We start from the raw sequence: 13,437 nt of genomic DNA on the forward strand, positions 1-13,437 counted from the left end.
GGTTACCTCAGCTTCAATGTTGCGAGGCCCGCGAGGGCGAATAAGACGGACAGGATCCAGAAGCGCGCGACGACGCGCGTTTCCGGCCAGTTCTTTTTCTGGAAGTGATGGTGCAGCGGCGCCATCAGGAAAATGCGCTGGCCGGTGCCGGTCAGGCGCCGGGTGATCTTGAACCAGCCGACCTGCAGCATCACCGACAGGGCTTCCATCACGAACAGGCCGCCAATGATGACCAGCGCAAACTCGTGCTTGGTCGCCACGGCCACCACGCCCAGCATGCCGCCAAGGCCGAGCGAACCGGTATCGCCCATGAACACCTTGGCCGGATAGGCATTGTACCAGAGGAAGCCCATGCCCGCGCCGATCATGGCGCCCAGCACGACCGCGATCTCGCCCGCGCCCGGCGCGAACTGGATGCCCAGGTATTGCGCGAAGACAAAGTTGCCGGTCAGGTAGGCAATCATCGCATAGGCGGCCGCCGCGAAGGTCATCGGCACGATGGCCAGCCCGTCGAGGCCATCGGTGAAATTCACCGCATTGGCGCTGCCGACGACAACGATCATGCCGAACAGGATGAAGAACCCGCCGAGCGGCAGGAAATAATTGTTCACGAACGGCACCGCGACACCGCCGGAGAAGGACGGGTCTGCAGGCTGCACGGAGGTCTTCGGCGCGAGGGCGGCGATCTGTTCGGCCAGGCCGTTCAGCGGGCCCCACTCGGCATGCCCTGCGGGCGTATGGGCGCCATGCAGACCCATGATGAAGGCACAGGCCACCGCCGCAATCGCAAACCCGATCAGCAGGCGGGCGCGCGCCGACACGCCGTCGGCGCTCTGCTTCGTCACCTTGGCATGGTCATCGAGGTATCCCAGCAGGGCGTAGGATAGCGTCACGAACAGCACGACCCAGACATAGGGGTTGTGAAGATTGCCCCACAGCAGCACGCCGACCAGCAGGCCCAGCCAGATCAGCAGGCCGCCCATCGTGGGCGTGCCCTGCTTCGACATCTGCGCCTCCAGCGACAGGTCGCGGATCGGCTGGCCCTTGCCCTGACGGGCCCGGAGCATGTTGATGATCGCGTCACCAAACACCACTGTCACCAGGAACGCCGTCACCACGGCAGCGCCCGCGCGGAAGGTGATATAGTTCAGTAGGTTGAAGAAACCGCTATCTGCGGCCAGCCATTCGTACAGCATCACCTGACCTCTGCAGCGTCTTGCGCGCCGCTATCCATCTTGCCCAAACCAGCCGCTGCACTTCGTTGGCGCAAGCGGTCTGCAATACGTCCCATCCCGGAGGCATTCGACCCTTTGATCAAGAGCACGTCGCCATCTCTCACTGCATTTAGCAGTGCATTCCACAGCTCATCCGCCTTGGGTGCCCACACCTGCTGCAAACCGGGCGGCAGAGCCTCGGCAAGGTGAGTCATTTTGTCGCCCACGAGAAACACGCCCTCGGCGCCGCTGGCGACAACATCCGGTGCCAGTGCGGCATGTTCACGGGCTGACTCGTCACCCAGTTCCAGCATTTCGCCGAGCGCCACGAGCCGCCGTCCACCCTTGCGCTGGGGCAGGGCCGAGAGGGCGGCGCGCATGCTCGACGGGTTGGCATTGTAGGAATCATCCACCAGCGTGAAATGGCCGCCATCCGGCAGGGCCATGCGCTCAGCCGTGCCGCGTCCCGGCGGCGGGGCATAGCCTGAAAGCGCCTCGGCACAATCTGCGACAGACAGCCCGGTCTGGCTCGCCGCCAGCAGGGCTGCGGCCACGTTGAGCGCCCAATGCTTGCCGACCGCGTCGATTTCCACTTCTGCGCGCGTGCCGATCACATCCACGCTGATACGGCTGGTCGCGCCATCGGATTCATACCCCGTCACCCGCGCCGTCGCATCGTCCGCCACGCCGAAGGTTTCAAGATTGCCCGTCGGGCAGAGCGCCCGCGCCCGCGCCGCCAGCTGGTCGAGAAACGCGTCATCGGCCGGCAGGATGAACGTGCCGCCCGCTTCCATGCCGGCAAAGATGTCGGCCTTCTCGTCCGCGACCGCTTCCAGGCTGCCAAGGCCTTCCAGGTGCGCCCCGGCAATGCAGGTGATGATGCCGATATGCGGGCGCACCATCAGGCTGCGCGGCGCAATCTCACCGGGCGTCGACATGCCGATTTCGAACACGGCGCGCGCGGTATTCTCCGGCATCCGCGCCAGTGTCAGCGGTACGCCCCAGTGATTGTTGAAACTCTTGACGTTCCAGTGCGCGGGGCCCGCCGCGCGGTAGATACGCGCCAGCATTTCCTTGACCGAAGTCTTGCCGACACTTCCGGTCACCGCCGTGCGGATCGCACCTGACCGGGCCCGCGCCGCAATCCCCATCATCTCCAGGGCCGCCTGCACATCATCGACCCTGATAATCGGCCCGCCGGTCACCGGTTTCGACACCAGCGCGCCCGCCGCGCCCGCCTTGAAGGCGGCCTCGACAAAGTCATGCCCGTCGCGCTGGTCCTGCAGCGCCACGAACAGGTCACCCGGCATCAGGGTGCGCGTGTCGATCGAGATCGTGCCCGACACCCAGAACGGATCGCTTGCTGTCCCGCCGGTTGCGAGGGCGATTTCCTCAGAGGTCCAGAGAAGCTGGCTCATGCGTGCTCCCCTGCCAGCGCCGACAGCGCCGTGTCCTGGTCGGAGAACGGGATCACCGTATTGCCGACAATCTGGCCGGTCTCGTGGCCCTTGCCTGCGATGACCAGCGTGTCGCCCTTTTTCAGTTCCGCGACGATTGTGCGGATCGCCTTTTCCCGGTCGCCAATCTCGCGCGCGCCCGGCGCAGCCGCGAGGATCGCCTTGCGGATGGCCGCCGCGTCTTCGCTGCGGGGATTGTCGTCTGTCACGATCACGTCGTCGGCCTGGCGCGTTGCGATCTCGCCCATGATCGGGCGCTTCTTCGCATCGCGGTCACCGCCGCAGCCGAAGATCACTTTCAGCCGCCCGGCCGTATGCGGGCGCACGGCGCGCAGCAGTACGTCAAGGCCGTCCGGCGTATGCGCATAGTCCACGAACACCCCTGCCCCGGCAGGCGTCTTGCCCACCAGTTCAAGGCGGCCCTTCACGGGCTCGAGATGCGTCAGGCCATCGGCGACCTGTTCGAAGGTCAGGCCGAGTGCCAGGGCAATCGCCGCTGCCGCCAGCGCATTCAGGGCCTGGAACTCGCCGATAAGGGGCAGTTCCAGCGGCTTCTGCTCCACATCGCGCCAGAACAGGTTCAGCACCTGCCCCGTGGCGCGCGGCATGATTTCGTCGATCCAGAGATCCTCGCCACGCCAGCCGAACGACACGATCTGGAGGCCGGCCGTCTTTGCCGCTTCCTCGAACACTTCGCGATGGTCACTGTCGGCATTGACGATGGCCGGCATGCCCTTATGGCCGAGCTGCCGGAACAGCCGCAGCTTGGCATCGAGATAGGCTTCCATCGTGGCGTGATAGTCGAGATGGTCCTGCGTGAAGTTGAGGAACGCCACCGCCGACAGGTCCACGCCGTCAAGACGGTGCTGCTCAAGCCCGTGGCTGGAGGCTTCCATCGCGCAATGTGTCACACCCTGGCGCACAAGCTCGCGCAGCGTCTCGTGAATGGTCACCGGGTCCGGCGTCGTGTGGCCGACATCAATCTTTCCGCCCGGGCCGATGGCCCCCAGCGTGCCCATCGAGGCGGCGCCAAGACCGGCCCGCGACCAGATCTGGCGCAGGAAATCCACGGTGGAGGATTTACCGTTCGTGCCGGTAATCGCCACAACCGTTTCAGGCTGGGAATGGTAGAAACGCTTCGCCGCCAGCGCCAGCGCCCGGCGCGGCTCGTCGGCGATCACATGCGGCACCGGCACCTTTTCGACGCCGCCATCCGACAGGATCGCGGCCGCACCGGCCTCGACCGCTTGCGGCACGAACTTGCGCCCGTCCGCTGCCGTGCCCGCAAGGGCCGCGAACAGGAAGCCCGGCTGCACCTTGCGGCTGTCCGCCGTCATGCCGGTGATCTCGGTCTCGCCGTCTTCGGCGAGGGGAAACAGGTCTTTCAGTTTCACAGGGAACTCCTCTCATCTGATGCAGAGCGGAGTTCAGCGCCAGCAGGCCGGACGCCTTCGAAGTGCGGCGCGAGTCCGAGCAGGGGCGCGACGCGTTCGATGATCCGTCCGGCCGTCGGAGCTGCGTTCAGCGCGGCCGTATCGCCACGCTCCGCCCCTGCCTTGGGCTCATCCAATGTCACGATCAGGGCATATTGCGGGCGGTCATAAGGAAAGATGGCCGCAAAGCTCGTCACGTTGCGTGTATCGTCATATCCGCCAGGCACCGGCTTCTCGGCCGTGCCGGTCTTTCCGGCCACGCCATAGCCGGCCACGTCGGCGCGTTTGCCCGTGCCGTTCACCACGGCTTCGCGCATCATCACGTTGACCATGTCCGCCGTCAGCGCCGACATGACACGCACCGGGGCCGACTTGCGCGCATCATCCACCACCAGTGTCGGGCGGGCCCGCTCGCCGCCATTCGCGAAGGCCGAAAAGCCGCTCAGGAAGGCCATGGGCGTTACCGCGATGCCATGTCCGTAAGACACGGTCGCCGCCGACAGGTCATCGAACCGTTCCGGCAGGATCGGCCTGGCGCTGCCGGCCAGTTCGATCGGCGCGCGCTCCATCAGCCCCAGCCCTTCGAGGAAGGCCTTCTGGCGGCGCGGGCCCAGCGCGGCATTGATATGCACGGTCCCGAGATTCGAGCTTTCCGAGATGATCCGGGCCGCGTTGGCCGGGCCACGGATCGGATGCAGGTCGTGAATTTCATAGCCGCGAATGTCCATCGGCGTCTGCACGTCGAACAGGTCGGTCGGCTTGATCGCGCCCGCTTCGAGGGCTGCCGCGACCGTGAACGGCTTGAATACCGAGCCGAGTTCATACACCGCGCCCGTCGCCCGGTTCAGCCGCGCTGTATCGTCCATCTTCAGGTCGCGCGCGCGATTGGCGTCCAGCGGCGGCCAGCTGGCCATTGCGCGGACCTCGCCTGACTGGGCATCCATCAGGATGGCTGTCCCGCCCTGGATGTCGTGCTCGGCGGCCGCAGCGGTCAGTTCCGATTCCACCGCTGACTGGACGCCATTGTCGATGGTCAGGCGCAGGGGCTCGCCGCCCGCCTTCAGCCGTTCGTCCATCGCATATTCGATGCCGCCAATGCCCTTGCCGTCGACATTGGTATAGCCGAGCAGGTGCCCGGCCAGCGTTCCGCGCGGATAGGCCCGGCGGCTTTCTTCCTCAAAGCGCAGGCCTTCAAGGCCAAGGTCGAACACGGCCTTGCGCTGGCGGGGCGTGAGGCCGCGTTTGACATAGACAAATTCGCGCGCCTCATTCGACAGGCTCAGCGTCAGGTCGTCGGTGTCCAGGTCCGGCAGCACGCTTTTCAGCGACCGGGCGACGTCGCCGGCGTCCCAGATCAGCTTGGGATTGGCGACAAGCGAATAGGCCGTCACCGAGGTTGCCAGCAATTCGCCATTGCGGTCGACAATATCGGCCCGTGCGGGCGCCTCCACCTTGGCAACGCTGTGCGCGCGCGCCGGCGCTGACGAGATTGCAAGGTAGCCGCCCTTGCCCGCCAGCACGACGAAGAGGGCGCTCAGGCCCAGTCCGACAAGCCGTGTCCGGTCGCGGGCGCGCTCGGTCATTTTTCGCCCTCCGGGTCTTTCGGCTTGACGCTCTCGCCCGGCTTCAGGGGCGGACCGATCACGGCATCGAGATCGGATTCGCGGGCGATCTGGTCCGGGCGCGGCGGCGCCATGCCCAGTTCATTGCGTGCGTATTCCTCGATCCATTCGCGGCGGCTCATGTGCGACAGTTCGGTCTCCAGCAGCGCCTTTTCGTGCTGGGCTTCCTCGATCTGCGCCTCGACGGCCATGATCTCGGCGGCCGTGTCCTTGGCGCCGTATTTTGCCCGGTAGAGGCTGACAATCAGCAGGCTCACAACCAGAATCCCGAACAGGAAAGCGCGACGGCTCATACCACATCCTCCAGGTCCGACAGGGGCGGCAGGTTCATGCCGTCGCTGGCGTCTTCCTCGATCGCGGGTGCACCGGTACGGATCGCGGCCCGCAGCTTGGCTGAGCGTGCGCGCGGATTGCCTTCCACTTCCTTATCAGACGGAACAATCGCTTTGGAAACAGCGAGTTCGAAGGTCGGCTCCGGTCCCTTGGCGGCCAGCGGCATGTGGCGCGAGCCGCCGCCCTGCTTGCCGGCCCGGTCGCGCAGCCATTGCTTGACCATCCGGTCTTCCAGCGAGTGGAACGCCACGATCACAAGGCGGCCGCCGGGACGCAGCAGGCGCTCGGCGGCGCACAGGGCGCGGGCCAGCTCGCCCAGCTCGTCATTCACGTACATGCGGATCGCCTGGAAGGTCAGCGTGGCCGGGTGGGTCCGCGCCCCGCGGCGCCCGCCAACCGCCACTTCGACGGCATCGGCCAGGTCTGCCGTGGTCCCGAAAGGCTGCTGGGCCCGGCGCTGCACGATATGACGCGCAATGCGGCGCGCCTGCTTTTCCTCGCCAAGGCGGTAGATGATATTGGACAGGTCGCGCTCGGACATCGTGTTCACGACATCCGCGGCCGTCGGCCCGGCGGCGCCCATGCGCATGTCCAGCGGACCGTCCTTCATGAACGAGAAGCCGCGTTCGCCCTCGTCGATCTGGAAGCTCGACACGCCGATATCCAGCACGACGCCGTCCACAGCCTTGTGCCCGGCATTGACGACCAGGGCGTCCATCTCGCCGAACCGGCCCAGAAGCGGCGTCAGGCGCGGTGTTTCCAGCGCCAGCTTCTCGGCGCGCAGGATGGCATCAAGGTCGCGGTCGATCGCCATAACGCTGCATTTGGCCGCCTCGAGGATCGCCCGCGTATAGCCTCCGCCGCCAAACGTGCCGTCAACGATCACGTCGCCATCCTGCGGCGCGAGCCATGTCAGCACTTCATCCATCATCACCGGCTTGTGGCCGGATGCGGGGGTGCGTGCAGCGGTGTGCCGTGCGCTCATCAGCCTTCGCTCCCGTCGACCAGTTTGGGGCCCATATAGTTTCCGGCGCCCTGCTGGTGCAGGACTTCGGAGTAGGCCCGGCCAAAGGCGGCCAGTGTTTCTGGCGCCGCAGCGGCCGCTTCCATGGCCGCGTTGAAGGCGGCGTGCTTTTCCGGGTTCCAGATCTGGAAACTGTCCATATTGCCGGCAAACTTGATCCGTCCGTCGAGTTCGGCAGCCTTGCAGAGGTCCTCGGGCAGCTTGATCCGGCCGGTTTCATCCATTTTCAGGTCGGCGGATCCGGCGATGATGCGGTTCACCAGCGCCTTGCGCACCTCTGATTGCGGGGCCAGGCGTGTCAGGGTCGCCCGGTACATGTTCATCAGGGCCTCGCCACCGCCCTCAAGACAGCCTGAACCGTCGAGGGCCTGCCAGAGGAAAATCCGGGTACCACCGCCAAGCGCAGCGCGAAAGGGCGCAGGGATGGAAACCCGGCCTTTTGCATCAATAGCGCTCTCATAGGTGGAAACGAACACCCGCCAACCCTGTCATTGTTGTGCCTAAACCCCAGCATGGGTAAACCATGTGTAAATTGGGGATACCATGGGTACGAATGGGCCTCAATGGGCTGAGTGGGTGAATCCAAATATCCACAAGCGCGCCTGACAGGAACATAAGCGGCACACAGAGGGAACACGGTAGAACGCACGTCTGGGCGGGCATGGGACGGGCCGATTTTGTCCTTCATAATCAATCATTTGCAGGCACCTGTTGTCGGAATACATCGCGCGCCAAAGTTGACTGCGAATTCGTGCGCTCATGGCTGACATTACATGAAATCAATGTGCCCTCGCCCATCAAGTCATCCGCTGTGCGAGTGATTCCTTGGCCAATCCATGCTGAACAGCTGACGAATACACGGGGCCCGCAAGCAAAGCGCCCCCGAAGCCCATGCTGCGGAGGCGCGATGCATTCTGCGAGTGGCTTGCGTTTCAGGCGGGCTCGGCCTGCAGCGCGGTTTCAGCCGCCATGATGCGGGCGACCGCGTTGACGACCGCGCCAATGCGCAGGCCGGCCTGGATCTGATCGGTTGTCAGGCCGTGCTTGCGCAACTCGGCCTCGTGCGCATCGAGGCACATGCCGCAGCCATTCACGGCTGACACGGCCAGCGAGTAAAGCTCGAAATCGGCCTTCTCGATGCCCGGCGCACCGATGACATTCATGCGCAGCTTGGCTGGCACGGTCTGGTAGGTCGCATTCGAGACGAGATGCACGGCGCGATAATAGACATTGTTCATGCCCATGATCGCGCTCGCCGCCTTGGCTGCCCTGAGGGCGTCGTCGCTGAGCTTGCCACGGGCTTCGGCCTCAAGGCCGCGCAGCGTGTGCGGTTCGCCAATGGCATGGGCCGAGGCCAGCATGCAGCCATATTTCTGCTGGTCGGTCAGGATGGTTTCATTCGCCAGCGAGCCAAGGTTCAGCTTCAGGTCCTTGGCATAATCCGGCAGCCTGGATTTCAGGGTATCGAGGGACATCGAGGCGTCCTTTCAGACGAAATGGGAGGGGGCAGCGCGAGGGACCGGCCGGCATCGCCCGAAGACGCGCCGGCCGGTCCCGTTTAAGCGAGGGCGTGCAGGTCGCAGCCTAGGCGGCGATTTCCAGCGTGTTGCCGCCGACAGGGCGGTTGCATGGGCACAGTTCGTCGGTCTGCAGGGCGTCAAGCACGCGCAGCGTGTCGGACGGATTGCGGCCCACGTTCAGGTTGGTGACATAGACGTGCTGGATCACGTTGTGCGGATCGACGACATAGGTCGCACGATAGGCAACGCCGGCAGCGGGCTCACGCACGCCAAGGCCGTCAACGAGCGAGCCATTGGTGTCGGCGAATTGCCAGATTGGCAGTTCTGCCAGGTCCGGGTGTTCGCGGCGCCAGGCCAGCTTGACGAATTCATTGTCCGTCGAACCGCCGAGCACGACCGCGTCGCGGTCTTCGAATTCGCCGCCGAGGCGGGCAAATTCCGCAATCTCTGTCGGGCAGACGAAGGTGAAGTCTTTCGGATAGAAGAAGATCACCTTCCATTTGCCTTCGAAGCTGTCCTGCGTCAGCGTTTCGAATGCGCTTTCGCCGTTCTGTTCGTGCTGCATGAATTTCGGCTTCACGCCGGTGATTTCAAAATCGGGAAGTTTCTGGCCTATGCCGAGCATGGGAGGTCTCCTGGTGCAATGGGTGGTTGTGAAGGGCACGGTGAACGCCCGTCAGACGTGCAAGTGGGCCAGTTCGACCTAAAAGAAAAATTGATATTTCCTACACTTGGTATAGATACATTCTATGGCTATTCCGACCCTCAGACAGCTCCAGTTTCTCGCCGCTCTGGGCGAAACAGGCTCCTTTTCGCGCGCCGCCGAGGCATGCCATGTCACACAGCCAACCCTGTCGGCCGGGATCAAGGAACTCGAGGAACTGCTCGGTGTCCGCCTCGCCGACCGCGAGGCCCGCGGCGCCCGCCTGACCCATGCCGGGGAACTGGCCGTCACCCGCGCCAGCGCCCTGCTGGCAGACGCCCATGCCCTCGTCCAGGTCGTCCAGAGCGCCGGCGCCATGCTGACCGGCCCGTTCCATCTCGGCGCCATTCCGACCATTGCGCCCTTCGTCCTGCCGCAAGTGGTCCGGTCGCTTGCGGACACCTACCCGGACCTCAAGCTCTACCTGCATGAAGACAAGACATCCCGCCTGATGGACCAGCTGCGCACCCGCACGCTGGATGCCGCCCTGATCGGCCTGCCCTGGGATTCGTCCGGCATCGAAACCCTGCCGCTGTTCGACGACGAATTCCTGTTCGCCTCATCCACGCAGCACCCGCTGGCCAGGAAGAACGGCCTGTCACCGGAGGATCTGGCCGGCGAAGACATTCTCCTGCTCGAAGACGGCCACTGCCTGCGCGATCATGCCCTGTCGATCTGCCGGTTCAATTCCGGCGACCATGCCGGACAGGTCGCCGCCACTTCGCTCGGCACGCTGGTCAACATGGTTGCGGGCGGGCTGGGCGTTTCCCTCCTGCCCCGTCTTGCGATGGATCACGGCCTCGCTGTCAGCAATGACGTGGCAGTGCGTGCCTTCACGACACCAGTCATTGGCCGCCAGATCGGTATCGCCTGGAAAGCCGGAAGCCCGCGCGAAGCCGAAGCCCGCAAGATCGGCGAACTGGTCAAGGCGGCGCTGAACTAGGCCTGGCATTCACATGCCGGAATAAAAAAGCCCCGCTGCGCAGGACGCAGCAGGGCTTTTGTCAAATGTGGTCCGGCCTGACCTATCCTGCTTCGCGTTCGCCGCGCACGTCGAGATCGTATTCCCGCACCTTGCGGTAAAGGGTCGATCGGCCAATACCGAGACGGCGCGAGACTTCGCTCATATGTCCCTCATAGAAGTCGATCGCGTACTGAAGGATGTCATGCTCGATATCCGTCAGCGCACGCAGTTCACCATGCGCATCAGTGATGCTGACCGGGCTGCTGACGGCCCCGGCATCATTGGCGGCAGGCAGCGCCGTTGGAACGGCATTCGCCGCAACCGGAATGGCAGGCGCCGCCGGAAGGCTCGCAATGTCCGGCATCTGGCCGGAAATCTGCGGGAAATCCTGCGGCTGCAGGAGGTCACCGTCACACAGCACCACGGCGCGGAAGACAGCGTTCTCCAGCTGGCGCACGTTGCCCGGCCAGTCGAAGGCATACAGCATCTTCATTGTGTCATCGGCCGCGCCGGACACTTTCGTGCCTTCGCTTGCATTGAAGCGCGTGACGAAATGCTCGACCAGGGCCGGAATGTCGTCGCGGCGTTCGCGCAGGCTCGGCATGTCCACAGGGAACACGTTGAGCCGGTAGAACAGGTCTTCGCGGAACGTGCCTTCGGCCACTTGCGCGGCAAGGTCGCGATTGGTCGCGGAAATGATGCGCACGTCCACCTTGGTCGGGCGGCGTGAACCCACGGCGTCCACCTCCCCTTCCTGAAGCGCGCGGAGCAGTTTCACCTGCGCGTCCAGCGGCAGCTCGCCCACTTCATCGAGGAACAATGTGCCGCCATCGGCCTCCAGGAACTTGCCCGGCGCTTTCGAGACGGCGCCGGTAAAGGCGCCCTTCTCGTGGCCGAACAGGATCGATTCAACAAGGTTCTCCGGGATCGCCCCGCAGTTGACGGTGACGAACGGCTTGCCGGCGCGCGCCGATGCGCCCTGGATGCACCGGGCCACAACTTCCTTGCCGACGCCGCTTTCGCCCAGGATCAGGACGGGAATGTCGGACGCGGCGGCGCGCTCGGCCATGCGGATCACCTGGCGCATTGGCGCAGCCGAGGCGATCATGTCGTCAAAGCTCATGCCGCCTTCGGCCTTGCGCGACAGGCGTTTCACTTCGCCGGTCAGCGACTGCATCTTGAGGGCATTGCGGATCGACACGACCACGCGCTCGGGATTGGCGGGCTTGACGATGAAGTCCACCGCGCCGCGGCGCATCGACTGGACAATCGTGTCGATGCCGCTGGTCGCGGTCAGCATGATCACCGGCAGGTCGGGGCGTTTGGTGGCGAGGCGGTCGAGTGTGTCAAGACCGGACAGTCCCGGCATGGTCAGGTCGAGCAGGACAACATCGACGCCGTCCTTGGCATCAGCGGCCACGGCAACGCCGGTCTCGCCATCCGGCGCGGTGCGGCAGGCAAAGCCCGCCTTCTCCACGGCTGCCTGCAGCAGGCGGCGCTGTGTCGGATCGTCATCAATCACCAGAACGGTCTTCGCCATCATCTTACCCTTGTTCGTGGCCGGAGGGTCTCAAATGCCCGCCGTGCCTGTGTTCACTGGAGCAATATGGAACAAGCAGCGTCCCACATCGCGACGCCCCGTTCTGACACAATGGGATGACGGTCGCGTTGAAGCGATCAATCAAATTTCAGGTGAATTTTCATAAGCCACGCAGGGCGGGCAGGCCTCAGTGCGGGGCCGGCTCGCTCGCCACCATGCGCTCGAAGTCCGCATCGTCCAGGCGCTGCACGAACCGCACGCCGACAAATTCGTCCTGCTGCCAGCGCCGTTCGCACACGAGGCGCATCGAGACAGACCCGCCCCTTCCATGCACGAACAGGTAGAACTCATGTGGCAGGTCCGGCTGCAGGGCGCCTTCGCCAAAGGTCAGCTTGGCGCCCGAGGGCGACATGTCCAGGATGGAAATGTCCCGCGAGGCGCTCAGGTCAGGCCAAACGATACGGCCCGGCCGGTAGGCTTGAACGCGCGGCTCGGACCGGCGCATCTCCGTCTGGACCCATTTGAACCCGGCCTGCAATTTGGATGTAAATCTGCTCATGCCGCGTTTATGGGCCCGGCGGGTAAACCGATTGCAAACGAAAATCAGCGAATTCATCGCCATCGCCTGCCCCGGCAACAGCTGTGCGAAGAATGATTGAGTTGCTACACGAAATGTGCGATACAGCTTCCATCGACTTCGAAATTGTGTCGGATAACTCGCAACTAAGGTGGTGCTCAGGCGCCGCTGCAAGACCGGCTTCTCCCCCGCAAGACCCGAGATTGATCACGTGCGCGCAACTCCGCATGCCCGTGAATTTTTTTAGACCAGGTAAGATCTATGTCCACAGGAACTGTTAAGTGGTTCAACAGCCAAAAAGGCTTTGGCTTCATTCAACCCGACGCCGGCGGCGCTGATGTGTTTGTTCACATCTCTGCAGTCGAGCGCGCTGGCTTGGCCACCCTCAACGACGGCCAGAAAGTCAGCTACGAGCTCGAAAAAGACGCTCGCAGCGGCAAGATGTCGGCTGGCCAGCTGGCCTCCGCCTAGAAGCCTTTAGGCCCCCGCGCACGCCGCGAGAGCCACACAATCCTGAAGCCCCCGTCCCGTAAGGTGCGGGGGTTTTTATTTGCGTCCTGTTCAGGCCCCCTTATTCGGGAATGTCGCTCACCGGCAGGCGCGTCGCGCGCCGCGTGGCGAAATGGTCATCGAACGCGATCGCCAGGCATGATCCGATGATCGCCACCGCCCCGACCCATACCTGCCAGCCCGGCATTTCGGCAAAGAACACGATCCCGAACACCGCGCTCCAGATCAGCGCCGTATACTCGATCGGCGCTAGCAACTGCGCCCGCGCCCGCGCATAGGCCAGCGTCATCAGGTACCAGACCGCATAGCCGAGCGCCCCGAGCAGCGCGAAGACCGGCATGTCCGCCATGTCCACCGGCCCGGCGGCCCCAAACAGGACAGGCGACATGCACAGCGCCGGCACCGCATTGGTGAACAGGGCAATCGTCGTCGCATCCTCGCGCACGGCCCGCAGGCGCAGCAGCACCAGCACCACCGCATACAGCATGGCCGACGCAAAGCCCGCCGCCGCGCCCAGCCACCGCCCCGCATCGCCCCCCG

The 13,437-nt window shown here is 64.4% G+C and carries 14 protein-coding genes; 2 read left to right on the top strand and 12 right to left on the bottom strand.

Annotated features, from left to right (window positions below; genetic code table 11):
• Positions 1–2: 2 nt before the first annotated feature.
• The 9 genes from mraY to VR74_RS12615 all read right to left on the bottom strand — a co-directional run bounded on the left by mraY (position 3) and on the right by VR74_RS12615 (position 9,228).
• Positions 3–1,196, bottom strand: coding sequence for a phospho-N-acetylmuramoyl-pentapeptide-transferase (gene mraY, locus VR74_RS12575; RefSeq protein WP_045697301.1), 1,194 nt, complete (start codon positions 1,194–1,196; stop codon positions 3–5).
• Complete coding sequence (gene murF / locus VR74_RS12580; RefSeq protein ID WP_045697302.1) at positions 1,196–2,632, bottom strand: UDP-N-acetylmuramoyl-tripeptide--D-alanyl-D-alanine ligase; 1,437 nt, start codon at positions 2,630–2,632, stop codon at positions 1,196–1,198. Before murF ends, mraY begins: the two co-directional genes overlap by 1 nt.
• Complete coding sequence (locus tag VR74_RS12585) at positions 2,629–4,065, bottom strand: UDP-N-acetylmuramoyl-L-alanyl-D-glutamate--2,6-diaminopimelate ligase (RefSeq protein ID WP_045697304.1); 1,437 nt, start codon at positions 4,063–4,065, stop codon at positions 2,629–2,631. The genes murF and VR74_RS12585 overlap by 4 nt, the downstream gene beginning before the upstream one ends.
• Positions 4,062–5,687 (bottom strand): penicillin-binding protein 2, encoded by a 1,626-nt coding sequence (locus tag VR74_RS12590; protein ID WP_045697305.1) that lies wholly within the window; start codon positions 5,685–5,687, stop codon positions 4,062–4,064. Before VR74_RS12590 ends, VR74_RS12585 begins: the two co-directional genes overlap by 4 nt.
• A complete protein-coding gene (locus VR74_RS12595) occupies positions 5,684–6,019 on the bottom strand; it encodes a septum formation initiator family protein (RefSeq protein WP_045697306.1) in 336 nt (111 codons plus the stop codon). Before VR74_RS12595 ends, VR74_RS12590 begins: the two co-directional genes overlap by 4 nt.
• On the bottom strand, positions 6,016–7,044 hold the full coding sequence (rsmH, locus tag VR74_RS12600) for a 16S rRNA (cytosine(1402)-N(4))-methyltransferase RsmH (protein WP_045697307.1): 1,029 nt from the start codon (positions 7,042–7,044) through the stop codon (positions 6,016–6,018). The genes VR74_RS12595 and rsmH overlap by 4 nt, the downstream gene beginning before the upstream one ends.
• Positions 7,044–7,559, bottom strand: coding sequence for a hypothetical protein (locus VR74_RS12605; protein WP_299950401.1), 516 nt, complete (start codon positions 7,557–7,559; stop codon positions 7,044–7,046). The genes rsmH and VR74_RS12605 overlap by 1 nt, the downstream gene beginning before the upstream one ends.
• A gap of 456 nt (positions 7,560–8,015) precedes the next feature.
• Positions 8,016–8,558 carry a carboxymuconolactone decarboxylase family protein gene (locus tag VR74_RS12610; protein ID WP_045697308.1) on the bottom strand — a complete coding sequence of 181 codons (543 nt, stop codon included), beginning with the start codon at positions 8,556–8,558 and terminating at the stop codon, positions 8,016–8,018.
• 109 nt (positions 8,559–8,667) lie between these two features.
• A complete protein-coding gene (locus VR74_RS12615; protein WP_045697309.1) occupies positions 8,668–9,228 on the bottom strand; it encodes a peroxiredoxin in 561 nt (186 codons plus the stop codon).
• 124 nt (positions 9,229–9,352) lie between these two features.
• On the opposite strand from VR74_RS12615, the gene VR74_RS12620 reads away from it, so the two are divergent.
• Entirely contained in the window at positions 9,353–10,249 is an 897-nt protein-coding gene (locus VR74_RS12620; RefSeq protein ID WP_045697310.1) for a hydrogen peroxide-inducible genes activator, read from the top strand.
• An 82-nt stretch (positions 10,250–10,331) separates the two neighbouring features.
• On the opposite strand, the gene VR74_RS12625 is transcribed toward VR74_RS12620, so the two are convergent.
• Together VR74_RS12625 and VR74_RS12630 are read right to left on the bottom strand one after the other, a co-directional pair.
• Positions 10,332–11,810, bottom strand: a complete 1,479-nt coding sequence (locus VR74_RS12625) for a sigma-54 dependent transcriptional regulator (protein WP_045697327.1) — start codon at positions 11,808–11,810, stop codon at positions 10,332–10,334.
• Positions 11,811–11,997: 187 nt separating this feature from the next.
• Positions 11,998–12,369, bottom strand: coding sequence for a PilZ domain-containing protein (locus tag VR74_RS12630; RefSeq protein ID WP_299950403.1), 372 nt, complete (start codon positions 12,367–12,369; stop codon positions 11,998–12,000).
• Between the two features lie 279 nt (positions 12,370–12,648).
• Between VR74_RS12630 and VR74_RS12635 the strand changes: the two genes are divergently transcribed.
• Entirely contained in the window at positions 12,649–12,858 is a 210-nt protein-coding gene (locus tag VR74_RS12635) for a cold-shock protein (protein ID WP_045697313.1), read from the top strand.
• 100 nt (positions 12,859–12,958) lie between these two features.
• Here VR74_RS12635 and VR74_RS12640 read toward each other — a convergent pair.
• The coding region (locus VR74_RS12640; protein WP_299950405.1) for a DMT family transporter at positions 12,959–13,437 on the bottom strand (479 nt) is incomplete at its 5' end.

Source organism: Hyphomonas sp. BRH_c22 (assembly GCF_000961795.1).
In the GTDB taxonomy this organism is placed as follows: Bacteria; Pseudomonadota; Alphaproteobacteria; order Caulobacterales; family Hyphomonadaceae; genus Hyphomonas.

Excerpts from the sequence above, each read along its gene's own strand:
- VR74_RS12630 (WP_299950403.1), bottom strand. The coding sequence starts at position 12,369 with ATGAGCAGATTTACATCCAAATTGCAGGCCGGGTTCAAATGGGTCCAG.
- murF (WP_045697302.1), bottom strand. The coding sequence starts at position 2,632 with ATGAGCCAGCTTCTCTGGACCTCTGAGGAAATCGCCCTCGCAACCGGC.
- VR74_RS12595 (WP_045697306.1), bottom strand. The coding sequence starts at position 6,019 with ATGAGCCGTCGCGCTTTCCTGTTCGGGATTCTGGTTGTGAGCCTGCTG.
- VR74_RS12610 (WP_045697308.1), bottom strand. The coding sequence starts at position 8,558 with ATGTCCCTCGATACCCTGAAATCCAGGCTGCCGGATTATGCCAAGGAC.
- VR74_RS12635 (WP_045697313.1), top strand. The coding sequence starts at position 12,649 with ATGTCCACAGGAACTGTTAAGTGGTTCAACAGCCAAAAAGGCTTTGGC.
- VR74_RS12620 (WP_045697310.1), top strand. The coding sequence starts at position 9,353 with ATGGCTATTCCGACCCTCAGACAGCTCCAGTTTCTCGCCGCTCTGGGC.
- rsmH (WP_045697307.1), bottom strand. The coding sequence starts at position 7,044 with ATGAGCGCACGGCACACCGCTGCACGCACCCCCGCATCCGGCCACAAG.
- VR74_RS12590 (WP_045697305.1), bottom strand. The coding sequence starts at position 5,687 with ATGACCGAGCGCGCCCGCGACCGGACACGGCTTGTCGGACTGGGCCTG.
- VR74_RS12625 (WP_045697327.1), bottom strand. The coding sequence starts at position 11,810 with ATGGCGAAGACCGTTCTGGTGATTGATGACGATCCGACACAGCGCCGC.
- VR74_RS12615 (WP_045697309.1), bottom strand. The coding sequence starts at position 9,228 with ATGCTCGGCATAGGCCAGAAACTTCCCGATTTTGAAATCACCGGCGTG.
- mraY (WP_045697301.1), bottom strand. The coding sequence starts at position 1,196 with ATGCTGTACGAATGGCTGGCCGCAGATAGCGGTTTCTTCAACCTACTG.